Raw genomic sequence first — 25,796 nt, forward strand, 5'->3', positions numbered from 1 at the left:
ATTATTTCAGAACGACTATTGCTTCTATTTCAATCAATACATCCTTGTCATATAGCCCCTGAACGCCAACATACGTACTAGCCGGTGGATTGGGACCTGCGTAAAACTGATTGCGTACTTCCCGCACGATCCCTATTTTCTCCTCATCCGTATTGACAACATAGGTCGTTATTTTGGCTATATCGGCAAACGTAGCGCCCACTGCGGCCAGAGCTGTTTTCAGGTTTTCATACACTTGTCGGGTTTGCCCCCGAAAATCGCCTTTATGAACAATTTCTCCTTTGGTGTTGGCCGAAACCTGCCCGGAAATGTAGGCGATCCGGTTTGCCTGCGTGACAACAATCTGCGTGTAGTTTTTAGAAACGGGTAGTCCGGGTGGGTTACTATACTGAATTTTTTGAGCAAACAGCTTGTGGGCACTTAGCAGCAGACAAAACCAGAAAAGTAGCTGACGAAAAGAGTTCATAAAGCATAGGATTAGCGGCTACAAAACTATTCAGTTAGTCGATAAATAGCTGTCTGAAAATATAATTGCTTGTTTTCTTGGCAGAATAAACAGCTTTTATTAATTATGTAAGACATTACGTAAGTTCTTACATAGTTATGGATTTTATGGCAGAAATGGCCGAACTGGCTCTTGCGAGTCGGCTTCGGCGGTTAAGTGATCTATACTGGCAGGGGGTAACGGCCACCTATCGGCAGTCGGGGGTTGACTTCGATGTGCGCTGGGCCACCATTTTTGTCCTGATTGCCCGGCAGGGACCGGTAGCCGTTATGGAAATCGCCGACCGCTTAGGTATTACGCATCCGGCTGTAATTCAGGTTATTAATGAACTCGAAAAACATGGCCTGATCGTATCGGCCAAGTCGGAGCAGGATGGGCGTAAACGACTATTGTCGCTGAGCCAAACCGGGCAGGATATGCTCCCCAAGCTTCAGCCACTTTGGGATGCATTTATTACAGTCAACCGGCAAATGCTGGCAAGGCAGACACACAACATGCTGATTTCGCTTCAGGAAATGGAAGCACAATTAGCCGAACGTACTTTTTTCGATCGGATTCAGGATCAATTAAACACCAATAAATCGCAGCAATTGGCCATGAGCAACATCGCTATTGTTTCTTACTCGCCTGAGTATCAGTCTGACTTTAAACGACTGAATATTGAATGGATTGAAAAGTATTTTCGGGTTGAACAGCACGATCTGGAGCAACTGGATCACCCCGAAATCTATATTTTGCCGAATAAGGGCCAGATTTTCTTTGCCAAAACCGATAACCAGATTATTGGCTGTGTCGCTATGGTCAATACCGGAACGACAGAACGGGGTGATTCAAGTTTCGAACTGGCAAAAATGGCTGTATCACCAGATGCCCGCGGAAGGGGTGTTGGTAAATTACTGTGTTTAGCAGCCATCGATTATGCCCGGCAGATAGGCGTCAAAACGGTCTGGCTCGAATCGAATCGGGTGCTGACTCCTGCCTTGACCATGTACGCAAGCGTAGGTTTCCGCGAAGTGCCCCGCGTACCAACACCTTACGCCCGTGCCGATATTCGTATGGAAATAAACCTGTAAGCCCTGAAATAGCAGGCAGCCTATTCGTCACTTCAGGTAAGGTTTCAATACCGGTGCCCAGCGTTGATAACCTGCATCGGTCATGTGCAGACTGTCCGATTTGAATAAAGTGCCTAAGGGTTGATTGTTGGGCCCAAGCATCGATGGCCTGATGTCGACAAATTTTGCGTCCGTCTGTTTCGCCAGGTATTGGCTGATGCGTTGGTTCGTCTCGTTGACCACAGGCCAGAACTGCCGACGCGACGGACTGTGCTTGATAGCAATATAGACAAAGGGAACGCCCGGTAGTTTTTGACGGATGTACTGGAAGAGGTCGACAAATTTGTCATAAGTCTGTTGGGCGGTCAGTTTGCTGGACGCAATATCGTTTTCCCCAGCGTAAAGTACGATTTGTTTGGGTTTATAGGGCACAATGGCGCGGTCGGCAAAATAGCGTACATCACTTAGTTCTGAACCGCCGAACCCTCGGTTCAAGACCACTTTATCCGGAAAGTATTGTTGCAGATCAGGCCAGAGCCGAATGGACGAACTACCCACAAACAGGATGGGCTGCACTGGCGGTGGGCTTTGCTTATCCTGGGTCTCAAAGGCCTGGATTTCGTTCTCGAAACGATGGGTCTGCGCTGATGTACAGAACGTTAGTAACAGCAGGCCGAAAAAAATGAATGCTTTTTGTACGTGATTCATACGTGTCATGCCATCCAGAATCTAAACGAGTCGTTAAGGCCCCTTGGTTGATTAACTATTTCGAGCAGGATCAGCTCCCTACGTTCACAAGTTTCCAGACAATAAAAACTACTGAAAAAAGCGCATTGGTTTTATCCCAATTCTGCGCTTTCCGGCGAATTTCATGAGCTGCTTATAAAAACGGCAGTACCGATTCCAGTCCCATACCTCTTGACCCTTTGACCAGAATGTGCGTATCAGTCATGGGGTGATCCATCAGCCAGTTGTGCAGCGAAAACTTATCGGGAATATAATAGGCTTTGGGTAACCAGCCCAACGCGTATTTCATGTCTTTCCCGGCCAGAATCACCAGATCGAAACGACTTTCAGCAACGAGCTTGCCAAGCGCTGCGTGTTCGGCTTCGCTTTCCTGGCCGAGTTCGTACATATCGCCCAGAATCACTACTTTATGTCTGGCGGGCATGGCAGCAAACTGACGTATTGCAGCGGCCATTGAACTCGGATTGGCGTTATAGGCATCGAGTAGAATGGTGTTGGTGCCTTTATGAATAACCTGTGAGCGATTATTGGTTGGATTGTACTCAGCGATAGCGTGGTTGGCTTCTTCTCTTGAGACACCGAAATAGCGCCCGATAGTCAGTGCCGACAGCATATTTTCAAAATTATACTGGCCAGGCAGGTGCGTAGTAATCTCCTGGCCAGCTTCATCCCGATAAATGACCACCGGCGATTCCTGAATGAGTTCAATCGGCTGCTCGGTCGAATCAATCGCTGGATAGAAAATGGCTTCGGCAAAAACGGTTTCCGAACGTAAGGATTTCAGCCGTTCGCGGTACATAGCCATTAATACCTTGTCGCGGGAATTGATAAAGACCGTTCGGCCATGCTGAGCCAGGTAATCATATAGCTCACCTTTTCCTTTCCGGACGCCTTCTACTCCGCCGAAACCTTCCAGATGGGCTTTGCCAACGTTGGTGATCAGACCATGCGTTGGCTGAGCAATCGAGCAGAGCAGTTCGATTTCTTTCTGATGGTTAGCGCCCATCTCAACAACGGCCATTTCGTATGGCTCATTCGATCCGTTGTTACTGATCGACAGCACCGTCAACGGAACACCAATGTGATTATTGAGATTACCCACCGTGGCGTAGGTGCGGTAATTTTTCGACAGTACGGCGGCAATCAATTCTTTCGTCGTGGTTTTGCCATTGGTGCCCGTAAGCCCGATTACCGGAATCGTCAATGTCTGACGGTGGTGGCGGGCCAGATCCTGAAGGGCCAGCAGACTGTCGGCCACCAGCAGGCAGCGCGGCTCCTGACTGGCTACCGCCGGATCATCGACAAGCGCATACCGGGCTCCGGATGCCAGCGCCTGTTGGGCAAACTGATTCCCATTGAAGTTGTCTCCTTTGAGGGCAACAAACAGGCAGTTGGCCGTAATCTTGCGCGTATCTGTCGAAACGCCAGTACATTCCTGAAATTTCGAATAAAGTTCTGCCGTTGAGAGCATACTCGTAGACATAAATGAAGTAGCAGTTCGTTCTTTTCTGTGAATCCGGTCGGCGTTTCGGGCTAACCCGTTTTGTGAACAATGGTTCTACAGCGTTCACAAAGACGCCCTTTTACAGAGAATTGCCCAAAATTAGATGAAAAAGCTGTTTACGCTTTGTTTTTTCGTTATTCCGCTGCTCGACTATGCCCAGTCGGCAACACCGGCGTTTAGCTTTCAGTATGACCAGCGCCCTACGGTCAGCATGAATGGTCGTGCGTTGCTCAATCCTTGGGCGGGTGGCCTGAACGCAACGCAATATGCAACCATGCGCCTGAACGACGACACGCGCGATGATCTCGTCGTGTACGACAGGGCAACCGGTAAAGTCAGTACGTTCGTTGCCATTGATAACCCAACCGGGAGCGGGATTGCGTGGCAATATGCACCCGTCTATGAACCCGCATTTCCGACCATTAATGGCTGGATGACGCTCATTGACTACGACGCCGATGGGCGAAAAGATTTATTCTCTCCCGGTCCATCGGGCAATATAAATGTCTATCACAATGATTCGCAGACCGGGCGGGTAGCCTTTGGGTTGGCCGTGAGTTCGCTCACAACAGTAGGCTTTGGCGGCAAACAGAATCTTTATGTATCGCCAACGGATTCGCCGGCTATTACCGACTTCGACGATGATGGTGATGTCGATATTCTGACCTTCGACTCATCGGGGAACCTGATCACGTATCAGCAGAATATGAGCGTAGAACGAACGGGTAAAAAAGACGGGCTGGATTTTAAACGGGCTGATTGTCAGGTGTGGGGCCATTTTATTAAAGAATTTTGTAATGATTTTACCTTCGGCATCTCGTGCGACGGTACGGTAGGCATGGGCAAAGCCAATCCAGTGGTGGACGTTGCCAAACCGAGCGGAGCCCGACCCTTGCACTCCGGCAATACACTCACGATACTGGATGCCAATGGCGATGGCAAAAAAGACATGCTGTTCGGGTTCGTTTCCTGCGATAATATTGCTGTTTTACACAATGCAGGATCAAACAACGAAAACGCGAATTTTACCTCGTTCGATAGCCTCTTTCCGGCCCAAAACCCAATTACATTTCCAGCCTATGCGGCAACATATTGGGAAGATGTAGACGGAGATGGTATGAAAGATTTGCTGGCTTCAACCTATTCTGACTTCAACGAAAACAATGTGTATGATTTTCGGGCGTCGGGTTGGCTTTACCATAACGCTGGCACGAATCAAAAGCCGGATTTCAAACTGGTCCAGAAAGATTTTCTACAAAGTGACATGCTTGATCTGGGCGAAAAGGCGGCTCCAGCCCTAGCTGACCTCGACGGTGATGGTGATGTAGATTTGCTGGTTGGGTATAGTGGTGTCCGTAGTGGAACGAGTTACCGCGCTGGTTTATGGCATTTTGAGAACAAAGGAACTACCCAGAACCCGGCTTTTGTGCTCATCACGACTGATTACCTCGGGCTAACGCAAGGCCTGGGATTGAGTGATGTGATTCCGTCATTTGCCGATGTAGATGCCAATGGAAGCATTGATCTGGTGCTGGTCGGAACGGGTAAAGGGGCCGAAATTCGGGTATTTTTGAATGGGGCGTCCAAAGGAGCACCTGCCCAATATACGCCTACTGGCGCGATTCTCTGGCCGAATCCGGGCGGACAGATGATTCCCGGTGAATTTCCTGCCCTGACCGATGTAGACCATGATGGTAAGCCTGATCTGTTGATTGGCAAAAGCGATGGAACAGTCCACTATTACCGCAATACAGGAACAGCTACCAATCCGGTTTTACAACTGCAAAATCAGACGTTTGGTGGATTCACCAATGATAATTCGTACTACGACCGTGCCCGATCATTGGTCGTTGCCGATTTAAATGGTGATAAGAAAGACGAACTAATAACGGCATCGAACAACGGGAAGGTGCGGATTTACCAATTTCCCGATAAGCCTGATCAATCGTTGATCGTACTCGATTCATTGCCCGCCTTGGGTTTACCGGGAACGGGATTAATTGCCGCAATGGCGGACCTTGACGGTGATCAGTTGCCAGACCTGATGCTGGGGAGCATAGCCGGTGGTTTGCGGTATCTGAAAAATACCTCTCAGAAAATAGTTGTCACTGGCTTACCCGAGGAGCCAACCGGCCCCTGGGCCTTCCCAAATCCAACGGATCGCTTTCTGACAGTTCGGCCAGTTTTTGCCGGACGTCTCGACCTGGTGTCGATGTCGGGACAAACTATGGTGCCTGGTCAGGACGTTCGAGCTGATGTTGAAACGTTGATCGATCTGGGCAGTTTGCCCGACGGCACCTACCTGTTGCGACTTTCGTCCGACAATCGCCCGGCAATGGTACAAAAGGTAGTGGTATGGAAGTAGTGAAAACTCTTTCGGGTCTCAGTCGTTACTAACTTTTAGAATCGGCTCTCTTACTAATAACCATGGCACGGCTTATTGCTAGATAATGGATTTTACCGACTCTTGATTTAAATCACTATGGAAAATACCAACAACTCCGATCAACAACGCGTCGACCAGAATTCGGGTGGCCCACTAGAGGGTATGTCGCCCCAAAATACCAACATCCCCGAAAATAACAACGAAGAGGATGCTGTCGTTTATGCCGGGCTGGGTGTCAACAACGACCCCGATATCCTGAATCCCGGCGACGAGGAAGCTTCTGATACGTTGCTCTATACCGATACACTTACAGCGCGTCATGCCACTGATGAAGTATCGAATGATGAAGATATGGACGATATTCCCGAGGATTTGCTGGAAGATATTTCGGACGAGGAACTGGATAATGAGATTGACGAACTCGCTGAAGAAGAGGAAGAAGGCAACGAGCGCTATTAACCAGGAAACAGTTTTCAGTGGGCAGTCTTCAGCCTACTGCCTACTGAAAACTGCCTTCAGGCTGCGCTGATCGGGCAGATAAACCGTAAACGTTGCGCCATTGCCCGGCTGGCTGTGTGCACCAATATAGCCATTATGGTTTTCAATAACTTTCTGTACAATAGTTAAACCAATGCCAGTGCCCTGGTATTCCCGACGGGTATGGAGCCGTTGGAAAACCGTGAAAATCCGGTCTAAATATTTCTCATCGAAGCCAATCCCGTTATCGACAATACTGATGGCAAAAAAAGGCTGATCCAGGTCTATTTCGGCTACTTCCTGGTTTGGCAACGGAATAATTTCCCGGCCTGTCACTTGTTCACAGTCCACACGAATACGCGGTACAATTCCCGGTGGAACGAACTTTAACGAATTGCTCAGTAGATTTTGAAACAGTTGTCGTAATTGAAGTGTGTCGCCCTGCAAGTCTGGTAAAGTCGTTACATCAATTTGCGCTTGCTTATCGCGGATAGAGGTTTCGAGGTCAATTAAAACATCATCCAGAACTTCCTGAAGATTAACCTGTTGGAGCTTACGCTTTTCGGAAGAGAGCCTGGAAAAAGTCAGCAGGTCATGAATGAGTGTATTCATTCGCGTGGCTGCCGACTGCATCCTGGTAATCAGGTTGAGGTTGTATTCATCAAGAGCGCCCGATGGCTGATTGCGAAGCATATCGCCAAATGAGAGGATCTTTCGCAGCGGCTCCTGTAGATCATGGCTGGTTATATAGGCAAACCGCTCCAGATTTTCATTCGACTGTTTCAGGTTATCGATAAGCTTCTGAAGTTCCTGCTCATACCGTTTTGAGGCCGTAATATCCATAAACGTTAACAGCATACCATCCCCAAGTTTACTGACTGACAGGTCGAACCAGGCATTTAAACCGTCGAACGTATACAGGCTCTCAAAACGCTGCGCTTCCCCCGTTTCTATTGTTTTGCGGTAGCGATCAAAAAGGCCTGATGCATACACGGTAGGATACTGATTCGCCATTGTATCATTAACCATTTTTTCGACTGCAACCCCCGTTATCCGGGCCGCTGCATCATTTGCGAGCTGAATACGAAGGTCCTGTATCTGTCCGGTTTCATCACGAATGGCTTCATAAGCGATCATGCCGTTTATGGACCCGTTCAGAACGCTTTCTATCAGATTAGCCTCCTGTTTTAAGCTGGTAATATTAGAAAACGAAACCGCTAAACCATCGCCGTGTTTCTGAAGGAGCACCGAATACCAGCTTACCGAAGAATGATTGCTGTGTTGGCAGCTGAGTTCCGTTTTATACGCATCGCCTGTGTCAATGACCCGTTCGGCATTCTGTTTGAGTTCGGACTTTTCAGGAAACAGATCAGTCATTGACTGGCCAAGGATTTCCTCTTCATTCTTTCCAATAATTTCTTCGGCTGGGCGATTCGCCAGGATTAACCGAAAATCATGAATAGCCCCCGTTGCCGTACGGAGACAGTCAAATAACATAACACCGTTGCCAGATAAATTCAATGCGGCCCGGAGCAGAACCGGGTTGTCGGTAGGTGCCATTGGTAGACTTTTCATGACTATTTTGCGGAGTTACGGTACTGACTTTTGGGAAAGCCACGTTATGCACAACGGACTGGTCAATTATTTTGTTTTAGTTATTAATTAAATGGTAATCATATGCCGTGGAGCTTAGTGCTTTTGTACTTACTCGTAGTTATCCTGCCAACAAAGCTCATACCAAACTAACTCACTCCCCGAATTATAAGTAAACTAATGTTAAAAATAAATTAATGGGCTGTTTGTTAGCTAGTTATATTTTGGTGTTGTAGGGACAAGTAACGCAACTCATTCAGCCTGTTTTAGGTTATTTTATAAAGGTCAGAAGGAATTCTATAACATAAATTGATCTGGTAGATACGACCTTTGTAAAGCCGATCTGATCAGAAAATCAATCAGGTAACGAAGCTGATCATCAATTATTCTAACATCAGTAAGCACAAAAAAATACGCTTATGGAAACGATAAAACAAAACAGTGTCCGGTTCAAAACCAATATCAAATGCGGAGGCTGCATTGCCACCGTCACCCCTTATCTGAACGAAGCTGTTGGCGAAGGCCATTGGCAAGTCGATATTCAGGACCCCAACAAGGTATTGACGGCTGACACCACATCCGCTTCTTCGACCCAGATTAAGCAGGCCATTGAAAAAGCTGGCTACAAGGCCGAACCACTGAATTAAACGGGTTTAGGGTCTTCAGTTTTTGTTCTAAAAACTGAAGACCGAACCACAAAAACGAATGAACACACTTCTTAACGAACCGAAGGCAAGACCGTCGGCTTCGGAAATAAAGAAAACGTTTCCGGTGCTGGAGATGACCTGCGCAGCTTGTGCTGTGAGCGTGGAGTCGATGCTTAAACACACACCGGGTGTAAGCGATGTGAGTGTTAACTACGCTAATCAGAGTGCCCTGATACAATTTAATCCGGCCATTGTTAACCCCGAAGGTTTACAAACGGCGCTGCGTTCGATCGGCTATGATATAGTTATTGATACCGAAGATCCACAACGGGTGCAGCAGGAAGCGCAGCAACAGCATTATATAGCGCTGCAAAAACGGACGATCTGGTCCATTGTGTTATCGGTGCCTATTGTGCTGATCGGCATGTTTTTCATGGAAAGCAGTATGGTTTCGGTATCGTTCGGAAACTATACGATGATGCTGCTCGCTGCTCCAGTGGTGTTTGGACTAGGGCGATCCTATTTTGTGAACGCCTGGAAGCAGGCCCGTCATGGGAAAGCCAATATGGATACGCTCGTTGCCCTTAGCACGGGTATTGCCTTTTTATTTAGTGCCTTTTCAACGGTCAATCCTCAATTCTGGATGAATCGTGGCCAACATCCGCACGTTTATTTTGAAGCGGCTGCAGTCATTATCGCCTTTATTTCGTTGGGTAAATTGCTTGAGGAGCGGGCTAAATCGACTACATCGTCTGCCATAAAAAAACTGATGGGACTTCAACCCGACACGGTACGACTGGTTGATGGTAAAGAAGAGCGCGACATTCCTATTGCTCAGGTACAAGTCGGCAACTTGCTGCTGGTTCGTCCCGGCGAACGTATTCCGGTGGATGGCGCTGTAGAAACGGGCGCGTCGTTCGTGGACGAAAGCATGATTAGCGGAGAGCCGGTGCCGGTTGAGAAAACCACTGGAGCCACTGTGTTTGCCGGAACGATCAACCAAAAGGGAAGCTTTCAGTTTCGGGCCGATAAAGTCGGTTCAGATACTGTGCTGGCCCGGATAATTCGTACAGTACAGGAAGCACAGGGAAGCAAAGCGCCCGTTCAGCGATTAGTGGATAAAATCGCAGGTATTTTTGTGCCGGTTGTATTAGGCATTGCCATCCTTACATTTGTGGCCTGGATGGTAGCCGGTGGCGAAAATTCACTAACAACGGCCCTATTGACTTCGGTAACGGTGCTAATTATTGCCTGTCCCTGCGCGCTGGGACTTGCCACCCCAACAGCCATCATGGTTGGCGTGGGAAAAGGGGCTGAGAATAATATTCTGATTAAAGATGCGGAGAGCCTGGAATTGGGTTACCGTGTCAATGCAGTGGTTCTGGATAAGACGGGCACCCTCACCGAAGGCAAACCCACCGTAACGGATTTGCATTGGTTAATACCAACTGATGAGCAAGTCCAATCAGCCCCTGTTTTATATGCACTTGAAGCACAGTCGGAACATCCCCTTGCTGAAGCCGTGACTGAATACTTGAAACAGACTGGTGTTTCGGGTGTTACGGTAAGCCGTTTTGATAGCATAACAGGGCATGGCGTAAAAGCTGATTATCAGGGAATTACTTATGTAATAGGGAGCCGACAGTTAATTGAAAACCAGGGCATTACACTTGGCGAATTGGTTGAGCAACGAGCTAATTCATTCTATACGACGGCAAAAACAGTCGTGTTTTTTGCGAACCAGAAACAAGTGCTGGCCGTAATTGCCATTGCCGATCCCGTCAAACCGACATCCCGACAGGCGGTTGAGACTTTGCAGCGTCGGGGTATTGCGGTTTATATGCTCACCGGCGACAATGCACAAACCGCAGCGGCTGTAGCCAGTCAGGTTGGTATAAGCCACTATCGGGCTGGTGTATTACCGGCGGATAAATCGTTATTTATTCAGGAATTACAGGCCCAGGGAAAGGTCGTAGCGATGGTTGGCGACGGCATCAATGACTCGCAGGCACTGGCGCAGGCCGATGTAAGCATTGCAATGGGTAAAGGCTCCGATATAGCGATGGATGTAGCTAAAATGACGCTCATTACTTCCGACCTGAGTAGTGTTCCGAAGGCATTGCAATTGTCGCGGAAAACCGTTCTGACCATCCGGCAGAATCTATTCTGGGCATTTATCTATAACCTGATCGGTATTCCAATTGCGGCAGGGGTGCTCTATCCGGCGTTCGGTTTTCTGCTCAACCCAATGATTGCCGGGGCAGCAATGGCCCTTAGTTCCGTGTCCGTCGTTAGTAACAGTCTTCGACTACGGTCGACAAGGCTTTAATAAATCTATATTCAGGATGTTTCGGAAGACCAAACTCACAACAGAGTTTGGTCTTCCGTGTTTTATGCAGTAATTGATTTGCGCGGATTTATCCCGGCAACGAACTGATTATAGGAAGACACAAAGTTGTTTCTTAGAGTCCTTTGCACCTACTTCGTATTCTCTGTGGACAAACCAGAAGAAAACCAATTCATGATTCGTATACAACTACTCATCATTATTCTGCTAGGTGGTTTTTCACTTGGCTATGCTCAATCGACCACATCTGATTCGTTGTTCGTCCGGCAGAACTATACGAAACTTGACCGGAAAATTTCAATGCGCGATGGCACCAAACTTTATACCGTCATCTACGTACCGAACGATGCCAGTCCGGCCAATCGCTATCCAATTCTAATGGAGCGGACGCCGTATTCGGCCGGCCCCTATGGAGAAAGTAAATACCCTTCGGCTGGACCTGGCCCGAACAAAGACCTGTCGCAGGAAAAGTACATATTTGTTAATCAGGATGTTCGGGGGCGCTACATGAGCGAGGGGAATTTCGAAGAGATGACGCCCGCCATAGCCACATCGGGTCGGACAAAGGGTAACACAAAAAAGTCATCAGCCGGAGGTGCCAAAAAAAATAGCCCGCCCGTTTTGGCGACGGATGAAAGCACGGATACCTACGACACCATTGAGTGGTTACTCAAAAATATTCCGAATAACAACGGTCGTGTTGGCCTTATTGGCATTTCTTATCCCGGTTTCTACGCATCGGCAGCCCTGCCTAATGCCCATCCGGCCCTGAAAGCGGTTTCGCCACAGGCTCCCGTTACCGACGAATTTATTGGTGATGATGCCCGTCACAATGGTGCGTTTTTTCTGCTCGATAATTTCTCGTTCATGAACTACTTCGATGCTCCACGCAAAGGACCGGTTGAGGACTATGAACCGTTATTTACGTCGAAGCCAACGGATGCGTACCAGTTTTTTCTCGATTTAGGCCCCATCCGGAATGCCAATGGACCGAACTATTTTAATAATCGTGCCAAAATCTGGAACGAGTATCTGGAACATGACACCTATGACGATTACTGGCAAACGCGCAATATCCGACCACATTTAAAGAATGTTAAGCCCGCTACGATGGTAGTTGGCGGCTGGTTTGACGCCGAAGACCTGTTTGGCGCGCTACGGACCTATGAAGCGATTGAAAAACAGTCCAGCGGAAATCGGAATACGCTCGTCATGGGACCCTGGACACACGGGGCATGGGCGCGTGACGACTGGAGCCAGTTTGGACCGCTTTCGTTTGGTCAGAATACGGCTAAATACTACCGTGATAATCTGGAATCGCGATTTTTCGCGTTTCATCTAAAAAATAAAGGAGATTTTACTGCCGCTGAAGCAATGGTCTTCGATACGGGCACAAATGAATGGAAATCGTTCGATACCTGGCCACCCAAAGCTGTCCAGTCACAGCATTTTTATCTGGCGCCGAATCGGAAGCTAACAACCGATAAATCAACCGGGAATGATTTATTTAAGGAGTATGTCAGTGATCCGGCCATGCCTGTGCCTTATACAAGCGGTGTACAGACCCGGCGAAACAACCAGTATGTGATTGAAGATCAGCGATTCGTTGCCGATCGCCCTGATGTTGTCGTCTTTGAAGGCGAACCACTGACCGAAGACTTGACCGTGGCAGGCCCGATCAATGCCAAACTGTTTGTTTCGACAACGGGTACGGATGCCGATTTTATTGTTAAAGTCATTGATGTATTACCTGATTCATCGGCAAGCCCTGATCCGAAAGGTAATTACCAGCGCTTGGTACGAGCTGAGGTGTTGCGCGGGAAATTCAGAAACAGTTTCACAACGCCAGAACCTTTTAAACCGGGCCAAATAGCAGCGGTTTCGATCCAGTTACCCGATGTTATGCACACGTTCAAAAAGGGTCACCGGCTGATGGTACAGGTGCAGCATTCGTGGTTCCCGATTGTTGACCGCAACCCGCAAAAGTTTATGACTATTGCAAAAGCTGAGGCTACTGACTTTCAAAAAGCCACCATTCGCCTGTATCATGATAGGAATCATCCATCAGAAATTGAACTGAATAGTCTTGTTAAATAGTGGTTTGTTAACATTGGGATAATATTGGAAATTCTAGGAGGTCGCTATATAGTGACCTCTTTTGCTTGTATTAGTCTGATAATTAATGAAATGTGTGGAATTTCTCTTTTGAGTGATATGGGTCGGAGAGATTTCCAATATTAAGTTTTTCAATTCAGTTAACATTTGCGTAATATTTAAGTAATATTACGATAACATTAGTCCTTACGACTCGCGAGAGGGATTCGGGCGAGTGGGCATTGTATTATTTTTAACAAACATGAAGTCATGAAAAAGTCACTTTTTCTTCTTACGCTGGTAGGCTTCCTGGCGACGCAAGCCTACGCTACGCCGACAAAAATTCGCAAAACTAAAGCCCCTAAAGCCAATCTGGAGCAACAGTTAGCAAAGTATATATCCTATCCCGACGCGCTTAGACCGACCCAGCGGGCGGGCGTCGTTGTGATTCAATTTCGTGTCAATTCCGATAGTGAATTGTGCCAGTTAGAAGTATTTAGCCAGAATGAGCAGATCAATAATGCATTGCTTCGGCAACTGACGGGCAAAAAACTGGCGGGTTATGGCAGCGATGCCAGCGAACTGCATACGGTTCGGCTCCGGTTCCAGCCGGAATAGCTTATCGATTACAAAAAGGCCTTTCGTCCAGCGATTGACGAAGGGCTTTTTTATGCCCGAACAATTCGGATAAACGAGCAGTTAGCCCTCAATTAACCACTTGTTCTATGTCTGAAACCCTATCGCTGGTCTGGCTCAGGCGCGATTTACGTTTACACGATAATGCGGCTTTATACCATGCTCTCAGAAGCGGCCGTCCTGTTCTTCCCCTATTTATTTTCGACCGTATCATTCTCGATAACCTGGAAGATCGGCACGATCGGCGTGTTGAGTTTATTATTCAGGAAATCAACCGTCTGCGCGATGAGCTGGCTCAAATGGGCTCTGCGCTTATTGTTCGATATGGCAAACCGATTGATGTCTGGAAAGAACTAGTGAAGCAGTACAACATAGGCGATGTGTTTACGAATCACGACTATGAGGTTTATGCAAAAGACCGCGACAAAGCAGTTTGCGAACTATTGGCCGAACGAGGAATTGGCTTTCATACCAGTAAAGATCAGGTGATTTTTGAGCGCGATGAGGTGCTGAGTGGCAGCAAATCGCCTTACACTGTATTTACGCCTTACAGCCGTAACTGGCACGGGAAGCTAAATGCATTTTATTTGAAATCATACCCGACGAAACAGTACTTCAGGCAGTTCTACAAAACTGGCGCATTAAGTATCCCAACGTTAGACGAAATGAATTTTCGACCAGTAGGGGAGCCCTTCCCGGCACGGACGGTTGCCGATAAGCTACTGAGCAAGTATGGCGAAACACGCGATTTCCCGGCTTTGCGGCATGGTACGAGCCAATTGAGCATTCACCTGCGATTTGGTACAATCAGCATTCGTGAGCTGGCGAGACAGGCAAAGAAAGCCGACGACAGAACGTTTCTGAATGAACTCTGCTGGCGGGACTTTTATTTTCAGGTTCTCGACCATTTTCCACACGTGGAGAAACACTCGTTCCGACGCGACTATGATCACATCAAATGGCGGAACAGGGAAGACGAATTTGAGGCCTGGTGCCGGGGCGAAACGGGTTATCCAATCGTAGATGCGGGTATGCGCCAGTTGAATACCATCGGCTGGATGCACAATAGAGTCCGAATGATTACGGCTAGTTTTCTGTGCAAGCATCTACTCATCGACTGGCGGTGGGGCGAGGCGTATTTCGGTAAAAAACTGCGGGATTACGATCTTTCGGCCAACAACGGTGGCTGGCAGTGGGCGGCTGGTTCTGGAACAGATGCTGCTCCGTATTTCCGGGTTTTCAATCCAACGCTACAGGCTCAGAAATTTGACCCAAAAGGCGAATACATTCGCCATTGGGTACCTGAATTGAATAGCCTGAATTATCCACAACCTATAGTTGAGCATGCTATGGCACGGCAACGGGCAGTTGATACGTATAAAAAAGGATTGGCAAAGTAAAACGTATCGTTTCCAGGCTTTTTGTTTCTTTCCTGCCTCGACCTGGTTTTCTGCTCAAACGGTATGAATTTTCGGCTATTCCTGATCATGTTTGTTTGTTTTCTTCAAACAATCCCTTTGTTGGCCCAGCAGCGGTTCCGCCTGAGCGTCATTGTGCGGGATGCAACCACTAAAAAACCAATTCCTGGAGCTAGTCTGTTTATTGCTGAAACGAAATCGGGTGCGCGTGCCGACAGTCTGGGCGTTATTACAATCAATCATCCGCCAGGGATTCTGACCTTGTATATTTCCGCTGTTGGCTATATCAGGGGCCGGGAAGCCAGTATACTTGACGCAAATAAAAAGATTGAGTACTACCTCCAACCGCGCTCCACTGACCTCGAAGAAGTTGATGTGAGAGCTGTGCGGGCCGATAAAAACATTCGATCGGCGCAGATGGGGCAAATTCAGCTTAGTATGCCCGAACTGAAGCGTATGCCGGTGGTGCTGGGCGAACCCGATATCCTGAAGGCGCTATCGCTTCAGGCTGGTGTTACAACTGCTGGCGAGGGAGCTGGTGGATTTAACGTTCGCGGTGGTCGTGCTGATCAGAATTTAGTCTTGGTTGATGGCGCTCCTTTGTTTAATACATCGCATTTACTTGGCTTCTATACCAATGTTAATCCCGATCTGGTACAGGATGTTAGCCTGAGTAAAGGAGCTTTTTCGGCACAATATGGAGGGCGTGTATCGTCATTGCTGCTGATGAGTACCCGAAATGGGAACAAAGATGGCTGGCGAGTATCGGGGGGGCTTAGTCCGGTTAGTGTGCGGGCTGTGGTCGATGGGCCGATTACGAAAAAGCTTACCTTACTGGCTGGCGGACGAATTGCTTTCCCGAACTATCTGCTGCAATTATTTCCATCAGCGAGTGTTAAAAATAGTAGGGCCTTCTTTTTTGACGGTAATCTCAAACTAACCTATACCCCAGATGATCGGAACACGATTTCGCTGTCGGCATATCGTAGTCAGGATAATTTCCGATTTCCGGGGGATACATTATACGGCTGGAAGTCAGACGTACTGACGGGGCGCTGGAGTTATCTCATCCGGCCGAATCTGCAATTCAGTTTGACAGGTTTATATAGTGGCTATCATCTGAATGTAGACGGTGTTACACCTGGCCTAACATTCCGATTCTCGTCGTATATCGAGCAGCGGGAAGGCAAAGCCGACTTATTTTACACCATTAGGCAAAAACACAAAATTCAAACGGGAGTCAATGGCATTATTTATGGAATTCAAACGGGCAATGTTCAGCCTACCGGTGAAAATTCCAGTATAAACTCTAAACGAATAGATCCGGAACGCGGCCGCGAACTAGGTGCTTATATCAATACCGAATGGGAGTTAACACCTAAAATTTCCTTTCAGGCGGGGTTACGCTACTCGGCCTTTGCTTTGCTGGGGTCACGCACCGTTTATGGCTATGATCAAAGTGTGCCGCGCTCGCCCGAAACGGTTACGGATTCTATACACTATGGAAAAGGACAATCCATTCAGACGTATGGTGGACTGGAGCCCCGGCTTTCGCTCCGTGTGCAGATTGCTAAACATGCGGCTATTAAGGCCAGTGCAGGCCGAACGCGCCAGTATGTAAATCTGGTTTCAAATACAACGGCGATTACACCACTCGATTTCTGGAAACTGAGCGACCGCTATGTGCCTCCCCAAATTGCGGATCAGGTATCGTTGGGGCTGTTTCAGAACCTGCGGGAAAATGCAATTGAAGTCAGTATAGAGGGTTATTACAAGCGCTTGCAGAACCAGATTGAATACCGCTATGGGGCGAATCTGATTCTGAATCCAACGCTCGAAACCGCCTTATTACAGGCCTCCGGACGAGCTTATGGTGTTGAGTTAGGGGTCAGCAGTAATAAAGGGCGGTTAACGGGGCAACTCAATTATACATACGCACGGTCACTGATCGCCGTGCAGACGCCTTTCGATGAACTGCGGATCAATGGTGGCGATTATTATCCGTCTTATATTGACCGGCCTCATACCCTAAACATTCAGGCTCGCTGGGCCATGTCGCATAACTGGTCATTCTCGACAAATTTTGTTTATTATACGGGCGTGCCAGCCACTTATCCCGATGGCCAATATACCTATAATGGCGAACCCGTTCAGGACTACTCGCGCCGTAATGCTGACCGGATTCCTGACTATCATCGGTTGGATGTGGCTTTCTCGAAAGACACTCGTTTTACGAAAGCACAACGGCGGTATGGAATCTGGACATTAGGCATTTATAATCTTTATGCTCATAAAAATCCCTATTCCATCTACTTCACTCGCTATAATCAACGGACTGAGTCTTATCGATTATCCGTATTTGGAACATTAATTCCTTCAGTCGCCTATAATTTCTATTTTTGAGATGATTCGGGTACTCGTCAGTCTATTTTTAGTAATTGCTCTTTCTGCCTGTATCGATCGGGTGGAGTTGCCCATTCGTTCCGAAGTACCCCGACTCGTAGTTGAAGGCCAGATTACGAATGAAGCCCCTCCCTATACCGTTCGACTTACTTATACAGGTAACTATGGGGAAGCGAACGCAGCTGATCGGTTTGTGCAGGGAGCCCGGCTGCGTCTGGCCAATGATCAGGGTCGTTCAACTGGGTTTCTATCGGTCGGGTCGGGCCTTTATCAAACGTCCGATTCGACCTTTCGGGGGCAGGTCGGTAGAACCTACAGCCTGACGATCGTGCTTAGCACCGATAAACAGTATGTTACACAACCTGAGCAAATGCCTTCGGTGCCAGCGGTCGACAGTGTATCGGGCACACTGAAACGGACAGAGAATTATGCTACACCCTACCAATATTTGTACACGATTACAACGCGGGATCCAGCTACTGAAAAGAACTATTACCGTTGGACCGCCTATGGAGTCACGACGCGTAAATCGGTCGGAATACCCTGTACGTTAGGGAGCCCGTCAATTTGTTTTGATCGTTGCTGGACTACTGTCGTGAATAATGTAGTCAATATCTACAGCGACGATGCCATCAACGGAAATCTCATTCAAAACCGGAGTGTACTGAGCTTGCCGGTTTATGCGATTGGTCCACAACTAATGGAAGTACAGCAGTATGGCATGACACAGAGCAATTACCAGTTTTGGAAGCTTTATCAGCAACAGAATGCTCGAACGGGTAGTATTTTTGATCCTTTACCGGCTCCTGTTACGGGCAATGTTGTCAATAGTAATGACCCTACTGATGTGGCACGTGGTTACTTTGCGGTAACCTCCATTAGCCGAAAGCGGTTTAGAAATCAAGGGGAAGAAACGACCGGAACCGCCGTATATGGATTCATCAGTAGCCAGATTGTCCCTCCGGGCGATTGCAGGAGTACATATGGACCTGTACCGGTTTCCGAACCAGACGGCTGGCGGTAATTATAACTTCCACTGGACAACCCAACCCGGCTTGATTATTTTAGGCCGTGGAATTCCAGCGAAACCTGTAGCCGGATTCATGGCGTTAAGCGTGAGGGGGATCACGCTTTTGGTTTCAGATGAAATAAGTTTGGTAGCCCGGAGGAACAGGTTACCCTGAGCGTCGATTTCATCCACAACAGCATAGAGGGCGTCGCCTGTTTTAAGAGCATCTTCGCCAATCTGAACATCTTCCGTTAAAGAAAATGTCCAGCTTTGCCCTACTTTAAGCTTGCCCGCCCGGATTAATTTCGCGGACAAATCACCAAGAAAAACAGGAGCCGAAACCGATTTGCTTTTGAGCAGCTGATTCAGAACGCTATCCATGACAACAGCCTCAGCTCGGGCGGGCCTAGGTAGCGACTCAATCGGTACACCAACGGGCTCCGGCTCTTCATCCTGAAGCCAGCCCATCCGTCGAGCCTGAGCCCGTTCCCGCTCGTAGGCATTCCCTGACGCAATGAACATGGTTGTACTCATCCCGTAGCTAGGATTCGTGAAAAGCTCTTTCATGGCCAGAATCCGATACAGGTAATAGCCCGTTTCGGCATTCATACTCATTGTATAATAATCGCGGTGGCCAACGCGTGTAATTTTACGTTGCACCATACCGACACCACCATTATAGGCTGCTGCAACGAGTGTCCAGGAACCTAACTTCCGATAAAGGAATTGGAGATACTTACAGGCTGCTTCGGTCGATTTTCGCAGGTCTGTTCGTTCGTCATTGCCTGGAGCAATTGAAAGCCCCATATCCTGGGCAGTATCGTCCATGAATTGCCAGTAGCCAACTGCACCCGCCGACGAAACAGCATTAGACTGCCAGGCACTTTCGATGAGTGGTAAATATTTAAAATCGTTGGGTACACCATGTTTGCTCAGGATGGGTTCAATAACAGCGAAATAAGGAGCCGAGCGGGCTTTCAGACCGTTTACGTGGCTGCTGTAACCAGAACTACCGGCCAGAGCGAACGCCAGTTTTGTAGACACGTCGCCCTGTTCGGTCGGAACGGTTTCTCCGCAAAAATGAAGTCTGGTCAAGCCAACGGCGGGCCTTGGTTTTGGTGCCACCGGACGAATTGCATTTTTTTTCTGAGCAAATACAATAGGTTTATCTAGTAAACCCATGAGAATCAATAGGGAAGCAAATCGTATGGCAGAAGTCAAAACAGTTGGTTGATGGTTCAGCCCATAGACAACAAAACTACTGAAAGGTTTAGTTCAGTGCAATTAGGTTACGTTGGTGCTGTGAAAAGAAAGCTCAAATCTATAAGGCTCTCCAAGTCAGTATCCAACCCGATTTGACCTGATCCATATCGGGCAGTTTAATGCCAATGCGCCCTGTTGACGCATCTACCGCTGCGAGCGCAAGATTATAGGTATGTTTTTCATCGGCTGAGTACAGTTTGTCGGCCCGAAGGAATAATTTCCCAGACTTGGTGTCAATATCTTCCACAACAGCATAAAGCACATCTCCTTCATCCACATCCTTCCCTCCGGCAATGCCGTCGCGGGTGAGGTGAAAGACCCAAACTTGACCACGTTGCAAACTTGCCGATTCGGATAACTGCGCCTTTATGCCACTCAAAAATACATCGGCCGCGTTAGGTAATGGAATATCATCAATACGATCATTTACTACCGTCTGCGATTCCGCTACGGGTGTATTCACCGCTACCTGGGTCGCTTCATTCATGACAACTTCTGGCAGTAAGACTTCATCATCGGCCTCATCCGAATCCGGGGAGAGAGGCTGGCTCAGATAGGCAATCATCTGAGCTGAAAGAAGACCTTCATAGCACCGGTAATTGGAAAACAACTCTTTGAAAGCCAGAATCCGATACAGGTATTTTCCTGTCTCCGCATTTAGTCGCAGATAATAGTAATCACGCTGCTGTTGCCGACGAATATTTCCCAATAAAGCACCAATACCATTGTTATAGGCGGCAGCGGCCAGGGTCCAGGAACCGAGCCGATTATAAAGGTAGTTTAGATACCGGCAGGCTGCTTCGGTCGATTTTACCAGATTTCGGCGTTCGTCATAGCCAGGTCGAATCGATAAGCCTAATTCGCGGGCAGTAGCAGGCATAAACTGCCAGTAACCAACGGCTCCCTTGGGGGAAACGGCAAAGCCAGTTAAGGCACTTTCAACCAAAGGTAGGTACTTAAAATCCGATGGGATGCGATGACGGGCTAGTATCGGTTCAATAATCGGAAAAAACGAAGCAGCTCGTTGCCGAATACGGAATAAAGCCTGGTTCTGATTCGTATTGACTACTAAAGCTGATACAAGCCTTCGGGCAACCGTTTCCTCGTGAAGTGGCACAGACTCTCCGCAGAAATATACGGGAGGAAGCAGTGGTTTCAGGTTTGGTTCAAAGGAGATCCCAATTGTGGATGTGGTGACAGAAACTTGTGAACTTGTCGGTGCTGACAAAGTGAAAGCGTACAATTGACTTGTTGACGCTAGTATTCCTGTTGCCAGTGATAACGAAACTAAGAAATGCATTAGAACTGTTAGTACTTTCATCTATAGGTTATACCATTCAGACTTTATTTTTTGTCTACAGTTACACTACAGATGGGTATTTTTCATCCCCAACGAAACAACCCGCGCCGTCAATCCGATATAGTTGATGGGGGGTGATCCTAACGAAAAATGCTGTTCTGGAGCAACAGAGAAGAAATTTTGATTCAGCTTGTGCGAGTTGCTTGCGCCCCAAACGATACCAATCTCTGAAACGGATGAAATTTTCTGTTTGGTTATGGAAACCCTATTTTGGCCGTCGCCAAACTGTACAATGTCAAGTAAGATCGCCCCTTGGAATCCTTCAGGCTGCCATTGATATACCCGCGAATAACCAACAGTGGGATGGGTTGATCCATTGATCTCCAGAGATTGGCCGGGAATTTGTGAGCAGGAGAAAAAAAACGAACTGCGTGTAGAAGTGTTCATACATATAGATTAAATTCTGTCCACTGAGAATATTAATCAAGATGTATGCCTTATGCCTGAAAAAAAAAGTACTATATTTTTTAGGCTTATATAAACAAGAAAGATGGCATGAAAATGCTTTTTACCTTAATGAAACGATCACTTAGGTGAAATGAAAGCTAATTTAGAATAGCTAAAAAGCTACAATTGGATGACAATTTGCTTATACTAAATCGGGCTATGTAGTACGTATCTGAAACGTAAGCCTTATCAGTTTCATAACCTTCCCATCATCCTCAACGTAAAGCCGAAGGATGTTTTATTCTCTAAGAATAAAACATCCTTCGGCTTTAGCATTTTCTCTGGACGTACTAATGAATAGCCAGCCAATAATTGAGAATAAACTTGGTTCTAAAAGCTGCTAGTGAACCATTCACTTCCATTTTATCACCACCAGACCAGGGTTGCTGGCGTGTGAGTAGCTATAATATAACCTAAAGCCAATCCCAGAAATGGAGGGGGCGAATGCCTTCACCTTCCCCTTTTTTCCATTGCAGGATACGGGGCCTACGGAATCGCAGGACCATCAGACCCATCATCAATTTTTTGATGGGTAAGCCGGAATTTTGCTTTTCCAGGTCAGCATTTGGCAAATCTGATCGCATTTTTGCCGACGTGGCCATGGCAATGAACTGTTCCGTGTCGGAAGGGGCCTTTGTCAGCGCCGTATTAGGACGTGGTCCCCAGGTAGGATCAGTATAGTCGGCGTCGACGAGTTCAACGGTTGGTGCGTCTTTGATTTTCTTCGGAAGCGCCAATGGTTTGTGCCAGCTTGGCAATGGCTTCATCAATTGCTCGATCGTCGACGTGCGAAGCAGTAAGGCATACTGACGAGGGTTACTCAATAATTCTTTATAAGCCAGAATGCGGAACAGATAGTGGCTCGTTTCGCGATGTAGCCGTAACTTATAATAATTTGAGTGACCCTGCTGCTCCATTTTGTTCTGGATGTGTGTAATACCACCATTATAGGCAGCAGCAACGAGCGTCCAGGAACCCAATTGACCATACAACTGGTGTAGGTATCGACAAACGGCTATGGTTGCTTTTTCAAGATCATATCGTTCGTCAAGTTTCTTGGTCACGGTAAGACCCAATTCCCGGGCGGTTTCGGGCATGAGTTGCCAATAGCCCGATGCGCCTTTAGGCGATACGCAGTCATTGACCAACGCACTTTCGGCTAGTGGCATAAACCGAAAATCACGCGGAATTTTGTACTTCCGAAGGATCGGATCGATGATCGGGAAAAAGGTCGAAGCCCGACTGCGGAGATCGAAAAGGCATTCTTCCTGAGCGCCGTATGTGCGTAGGGTTTGCAGCCACCGGCGGGATACGCGGGGTTCGTGAACCGGAACTTCTTCTCCGCAAAAATAGATGGGGAAAACGCGTCTGGAGGAGTCGACAACCAGTAACGCGGGGTTGTTCAGGCCGTTTGACGACGGAAGCGATCGGCTCGTATCGGCCCCCCATTTGGGTGGGGCGACAACCGGCGTAGCAACGCTCGGTTTTATCGCGGCCATGAGCAGTGAAAAACTTACTTCTTTAATCAAGATAACGGTATTTGCTGTGAGACATAAGACGAAAAAACCCGTACCGAAGTAGCGGGCCCGTCCAAGAACATTATACGAATATAACTGATAGTCTGGTATATACCAAATGAGTGATCTAAGAATTATCCAGCGGTCAGGCAGAAAATAGGATTTTATTTGTCCATAAGACCTACTACAATGGTCAATTTGCTATAGTCATATCGACCCCCTAAATGATCGAAAACGGGCTTTAAACGTCCTTCTTCAAGGCCAACCGCAGCGATTGCTTTTTCTATTTCGCGTCGTTCGGCAGGGCTGATTAATGACTCCAGATCAATGGCATAACCTGCCTTTGAGAGTTGAACTAAGTGCCCCGCAATAGAGCCCGGTGTGAGTTTTCGTTCGGCAGCGATCTCCTCAATTGTCATGCCGTTGTTGTAGAAATCGAGGGTCATTAATTGAGTTGAACCTTTCGGCTTTTCACCGGCCTGTACGCGCCCGCGAACGTAGTCGATAATTGCGTCGAGGAATCGTTTGCCGAACAACTGCAACTTCCGTTCACCAACCCCACTGACGTTACGCAAAGCATCCGGAGTAATAGGGCGCTGCCGGGCCATATCTTCCAGAGTGGTATCCGTAAAGATAACGTATGGTGGAACGTTCTGCTCGTCGGCGAGTTGTTTGCGAAGTGCCCGTAATCGCTCGAAGAGTTCGTCACGATTGGTTTCGGTTTTGGTCTTCGTTTTTTCGACAACCGCTTTGGGCGCATCATCGGGCCGTACAAGGTCGATCCTGCGGTTACCATATAGAACCTGATCGGCCAGAATGCCCCGGCGAAGCGCGTAATGCTGATCGTAAGCAACTTCAATAACGCCAATGTTGATAAGCTGGTGCAGATAGTTACGCCAGTCCTCAAAGCGAAGATCACGACCGGCACCGTAGGTTTTAATCTGATCGAAGCCGCCCTGCAACACTTGCTGGCTGCGGGAGCCGCGAAGAATATCGATCAGTAGGTTCATCGGTACGCGTTCGTGCGTGCGAACGATTGCCGACAGCGCTTTTTGGGCGAGAATCGTACCATCGAACGTAACGCGTGGATCACGGCAGACATCGCAGTTGCCGCAGGGCTCAGACAGTTCCTCCGAAAAATAGGAGAGAAGGATCTGTCGGCGACAGGTATGCGCATCGGCATACTGCTGCATTCGCTCCAGTTTGGCCAGTTGAAGCCCCAGATTGGCCGGACTGTTTTCGGCCAGCATTTCCTTATACGTCGCTACATCGGCGAAGCTATAGAACAGTACAGTTTGTGCCGCGGCTCCGTCACGACCTGCCCGCCCGATTTCCTGATAAAAGCCCTCAATGTTTTTAGGCATGTTGTAATGGATCACCCACCGTACGTTCGATTTGTCGATCCCCATACCAAAGGCAATCGTCGCACACATAATTCGAACATCATCGCGGAGGAATGCCTCCTGCGTACGGGAGCGGTCGGTGGGGTCCATACCTGCGTGATAAAAAGCCGCATTGAAGCCCTTTTCCTGCAACTTCGCTGCCAGTGATTCAGTGGATTTTCGGCTAAGGCAGTAAATAATGCCGGACGTGTCTGGTTTCTGCTGTAAAAGTTTAAAAATCTGTTGAATACGATTCTGACCTGGCAATACCTGCAAGCTCAGATTCGTCCGGTTAAATGAAGCCACAAAAACAGCAGGATCATCCATGCCAAGCCGTTGCGAAATATCCTGCCGGGTGAGTTTATCGGCAGTAGCAGTCAGGGCAATGGTGGGTATATCGGGGAACTGCTCTTTCAGAATGTTCAGTTGTGTGTATTCTGGCCGGAAATCATGGCCCCAGGAAGAAATACAGTGTGCTTCATCAATAGCAAAAAGCGAAATTTTGATGCGTTTCAGGAAATGGAGAAACGATTCGGTCAGCAGTTTTTCGGGTGAAACATACAGCAATTTGAGCTTGCCACTAAGTGCATCCTCTTCGATATCCCGTTGTTCACGACTGTGTTGAGTACTGTTGATGTAAGCGGCCGAAATGCCGTTCATATGCAGTGCGCCTACCTGATCTTTCATGAGCGCTATCAGCGGAGAAACGACTATGGTAACGCCGGGAAGCATCAGGGCCGGAATCTGAAAGCAAACCGATTTTCCGCCACCCGTTGGCATCAGAACGACTGTATCGCGCCCACCCAGAATGGATTGGATGATGTCTTCCTGCATGGGCCGGAATACGTCATAACCATAATATCGTTTTAGGTAGTCAGCAGGATTCTGAGAGCGGATTGGGGCTTCACTGGTCATCGGATAAATTCTATACGTAGTTCGTCGGATAAAACGACGTTCAACAGTAAATACAAAGCGCTATTACCCAATGGCTAACAGGCTTTAGTCTTTC

At 47.9% G+C, this 25,796-nt stretch carries 19 protein-coding genes; 10 read left to right on the forward strand and 9 right to left on the reverse strand.

All coding sequences use genetic code 11. The features are described 5' to 3' along the window. Position 1: 1 nt before the first annotated feature. On the reverse strand, positions 2 to 466 hold the full coding sequence (locus G8759_RS11075) for a RidA family protein (protein WP_167207904.1): 465 nt from the start codon (positions 464 to 466) through the stop codon (positions 2 to 4). A 137-nt stretch (positions 467 to 603) separates the two neighbouring features. Here G8759_RS11075 and G8759_RS11080 point away from each other — a divergent pair, with 137 nt between their 5' ends. Further along, entirely contained in the window at positions 604 to 1,578 is a 975-nt protein-coding gene (locus G8759_RS11080) for a bifunctional helix-turn-helix transcriptional regulator/GNAT family N-acetyltransferase (protein ID WP_167207906.1), read from the forward strand. Positions 1,579 to 1,605: 27 nt separating this feature from the next. Here the strand turns inward: G8759_RS11080 and G8759_RS11085 are convergent, their stop codons facing one another. Both G8759_RS11085 and G8759_RS11090 read right to left on the reverse strand, forming a co-directional pair. Beyond that, positions 1,606 to 2,265, reverse strand: a complete 660-nt coding sequence (locus G8759_RS11085) for a GDSL-type esterase/lipase family protein (protein ID WP_167207908.1) — start codon at positions 2,263 to 2,265, stop codon at positions 1,606 to 1,608. A 172-nt stretch (positions 2,266 to 2,437) separates the two neighbouring features. Beyond that, positions 2,438 to 3,787, reverse strand: coding sequence for a UDP-N-acetylmuramoyl-tripeptide--D-alanyl-D-alanine ligase (locus G8759_RS11090; protein WP_232074210.1), 1,350 nt, complete (start codon positions 3,785 to 3,787; stop codon positions 2,438 to 2,440). 124 nt (positions 3,788 to 3,911) lie between these two features. On the opposite strand from G8759_RS11090, the gene G8759_RS11095 reads away from it, so the two are divergent. Both G8759_RS11095 and G8759_RS11100 read left to right on the forward strand, forming a co-directional pair. Beyond that, a complete protein-coding gene (locus G8759_RS11095) occupies positions 3,912 to 6,173 on the forward strand; it encodes an FG-GAP-like repeat-containing protein (protein WP_167207910.1) in 2,262 nt (753 codons plus the stop codon). A 117-nt stretch (positions 6,174 to 6,290) separates the two neighbouring features. Continuing rightward, positions 6,291 to 6,653: a hypothetical protein gene (locus G8759_RS11100; RefSeq protein WP_167207912.1), complete on the forward strand. Its 363-nt coding sequence runs from the start codon at positions 6,291 to 6,293 to the stop codon at positions 6,651 to 6,653. Positions 6,654 to 6,686: 33 nt separating this feature from the next. Here the strand turns inward: G8759_RS11100 and G8759_RS11105 are convergent, their stop codons facing one another. Then, positions 6,687 to 8,246, reverse strand: coding sequence for an ATP-binding protein (locus G8759_RS11105; RefSeq protein WP_167207914.1), 1,560 nt, complete (start codon positions 8,244 to 8,246; stop codon positions 6,687 to 6,689). 437 nt (positions 8,247 to 8,683) lie between these two features. Between G8759_RS11105 and G8759_RS11110 the strand changes: the two genes are divergently transcribed. The 7 genes from G8759_RS11110 to G8759_RS11140 all read left to right on the forward strand — a co-directional run bounded on the left by G8759_RS11110 (position 8,684) and on the right by G8759_RS11140 (position 18,833). Next, a complete protein-coding gene (locus G8759_RS11110) occupies positions 8,684 to 8,911 on the forward strand; it encodes a heavy-metal-associated domain-containing protein (RefSeq protein WP_167207916.1) in 228 nt (75 codons plus the stop codon). Between the two features lie 58 nt (positions 8,912 to 8,969). Next, the gene (locus G8759_RS11115; RefSeq protein ID WP_167207918.1) at positions 8,970 to 11,240 is read left to right on the forward strand and encodes a heavy metal translocating P-type ATPase; all 2,271 of its coding nucleotides are present in this window, start codon (positions 8,970 to 8,972) and stop codon (positions 11,238 to 11,240) included. A gap of 192 nt (positions 11,241 to 11,432) precedes the next feature. Further along, positions 11,433 to 13,355 carry a CocE/NonD family hydrolase gene (locus G8759_RS11120; RefSeq protein ID WP_167207920.1) on the forward strand — a complete coding sequence of 641 codons (1,923 nt, stop codon included), beginning with the start codon at positions 11,433 to 11,435 and terminating at the stop codon, positions 13,353 to 13,355. Between the two features lie 267 nt (positions 13,356 to 13,622). Then, complete coding sequence (locus tag G8759_RS11125; protein ID WP_167207922.1) at positions 13,623 to 13,970, forward strand: hypothetical protein; 348 nt, start codon at positions 13,623 to 13,625, stop codon at positions 13,968 to 13,970. Positions 13,971 to 14,077: 107 nt separating this feature from the next. Then, positions 14,078 to 15,388, forward strand: coding sequence for a cryptochrome/photolyase family protein (locus G8759_RS11130; RefSeq protein WP_167207924.1), 1,311 nt, complete (start codon positions 14,078 to 14,080; stop codon positions 15,386 to 15,388). A 63-nt stretch (positions 15,389 to 15,451) separates the two neighbouring features. Continuing rightward, a complete protein-coding gene (locus tag G8759_RS11135; RefSeq protein ID WP_167207926.1) occupies positions 15,452 to 17,809 on the forward strand; it encodes a TonB-dependent receptor in 2,358 nt (785 codons plus the stop codon). Between the two features lies 1 nt (position 17,810). Next, the gene (locus G8759_RS11140; protein ID WP_167207927.1) at positions 17,811 to 18,833 is read left to right on the forward strand and encodes a DUF4249 domain-containing protein; all 1,023 of its coding nucleotides are present in this window, start codon (positions 17,811 to 17,813) and stop codon (positions 18,831 to 18,833) included. Here G8759_RS11140 and G8759_RS11145 read toward each other — a convergent pair whose 3' ends face one another. From G8759_RS11145 to recQ, 5 genes are all read right to left on the reverse strand, one after another. Next, positions 18,834 to 20,000 carry a lytic transglycosylase domain-containing protein gene (locus tag G8759_RS11145; protein WP_167207929.1) on the reverse strand — a complete coding sequence of 389 codons (1,167 nt, stop codon included), beginning with the start codon at positions 19,998 to 20,000 and terminating at the stop codon, positions 18,834 to 18,836. A gap of 139 nt (positions 20,001 to 20,139) precedes the next feature. Further along, on the reverse strand, positions 20,140 to 21,309 hold the full coding sequence (locus G8759_RS11150) for a lytic transglycosylase domain-containing protein (protein ID WP_394353308.1): 1,170 nt from the start codon (positions 21,307 to 21,309) through the stop codon (positions 20,140 to 20,142). Positions 21,310 to 21,447: 138 nt separating this feature from the next. Beyond that, positions 21,448 to 21,828, reverse strand: coding sequence for a hypothetical protein (locus G8759_RS11155; RefSeq protein ID WP_167207933.1), 381 nt, complete (start codon positions 21,826 to 21,828; stop codon positions 21,448 to 21,450). 473 nt (positions 21,829 to 22,301) lie between these two features. Then, entirely contained in the window at positions 22,302 to 23,387 is a 1,086-nt protein-coding gene (locus tag G8759_RS11160; protein WP_167207935.1) for a lytic transglycosylase domain-containing protein, read from the reverse strand. Positions 23,388 to 23,569: 182 nt separating this feature from the next. After that, on the reverse strand, positions 23,570 to 25,702 hold the full coding sequence (recQ, locus tag G8759_RS11165) for a DNA helicase RecQ (RefSeq protein WP_167207937.1): 2,133 nt from the start codon (positions 25,700 to 25,702) through the stop codon (positions 23,570 to 23,572). Between the last annotated feature and the right edge of the window lie 94 nt (positions 25,703 to 25,796).

This window comes from Spirosoma aureum, assembly GCF_011604685.1.
GTDB classification, from domain to species: domain Bacteria; phylum Bacteroidota; class Bacteroidia; order Cytophagales; family Spirosomataceae; genus Spirosoma; species Spirosoma aureum.

Excerpts from the sequence above, each read along its gene's own strand:
- G8759_RS11135 (WP_167207926.1), top strand. The coding sequence starts at position 15,452 with ATGAATTTTCGGCTATTCCTGATCATGTTTGTTTGTTTTCTTCAAACA.
- G8759_RS11105 (WP_167207914.1), bottom strand. The coding sequence starts at position 8,246 with ATGAAAAGTCTACCAATGGCACCTACCGACAACCCGGTTCTGCTCCGG.
- G8759_RS11075 (WP_167207904.1), bottom strand. The coding sequence starts at position 466 with ATGAACTCTTTTCGTCAGCTACTTTTCTGGTTTTGTCTGCTGCTAAGT.
- G8759_RS11125 (WP_167207922.1), top strand. The coding sequence starts at position 13,623 with ATGAAAAAGTCACTTTTTCTTCTTACGCTGGTAGGCTTCCTGGCGACG.
- G8759_RS11120 (WP_167207920.1), top strand. The coding sequence starts at position 11,433 with ATGATTCGTATACAACTACTCATCATTATTCTGCTAGGTGGTTTTTCA.
- G8759_RS11095 (WP_167207910.1), top strand. The coding sequence starts at position 3,912 with ATGAAAAAGCTGTTTACGCTTTGTTTTTTCGTTATTCCGCTGCTCGAC.
- G8759_RS11160 (WP_167207935.1), bottom strand. The coding sequence starts at position 23,387 with ATGGCCGCGATAAAACCGAGCGTTGCTACGCCGGTTGTCGCCCCACCC.
- G8759_RS11085 (WP_167207908.1), bottom strand. The coding sequence starts at position 2,265 with ATGAATCACGTACAAAAAGCATTCATTTTTTTCGGCCTGCTGTTACTA.
- G8759_RS11140 (WP_167207927.1), top strand. The coding sequence starts at position 17,811 with ATGATTCGGGTACTCGTCAGTCTATTTTTAGTAATTGCTCTTTCTGCC.
- G8759_RS11090 (WP_232074210.1), bottom strand. The coding sequence starts at position 3,787 with ATGTCTACGAGTATGCTCTCAACGGCAGAACTTTATTCGAAATTTCAG.
- G8759_RS11110 (WP_167207916.1), top strand. The coding sequence starts at position 8,684 with ATGGAAACGATAAAACAAAACAGTGTCCGGTTCAAAACCAATATCAAA.
- G8759_RS11115 (WP_167207918.1), top strand. The coding sequence starts at position 8,970 with ATGAACACACTTCTTAACGAACCGAAGGCAAGACCGTCGGCTTCGGAA.
- G8759_RS11130 (WP_167207924.1), top strand. The coding sequence starts at position 14,078 with ATGTCTGAAACCCTATCGCTGGTCTGGCTCAGGCGCGATTTACGTTTA.
- recQ (WP_167207937.1), bottom strand. The coding sequence starts at position 25,702 with ATGACCAGTGAAGCCCCAATCCGCTCTCAGAATCCTGCTGACTACCTA.
- G8759_RS11080 (WP_167207906.1), top strand. The coding sequence starts at position 604 with ATGGATTTTATGGCAGAAATGGCCGAACTGGCTCTTGCGAGTCGGCTT.
- G8759_RS11155 (WP_167207933.1), bottom strand. The coding sequence starts at position 21,828 with ATGAACACTTCTACACGCAGTTCGTTTTTTTTCTCCTGCTCACAAATT.
- G8759_RS11145 (WP_167207929.1), bottom strand. The coding sequence starts at position 20,000 with ATGGGTTTACTAGATAAACCTATTGTATTTGCTCAGAAAAAAAATGCA.
- G8759_RS11100 (WP_167207912.1), top strand. The coding sequence starts at position 6,291 with ATGGAAAATACCAACAACTCCGATCAACAACGCGTCGACCAGAATTCG.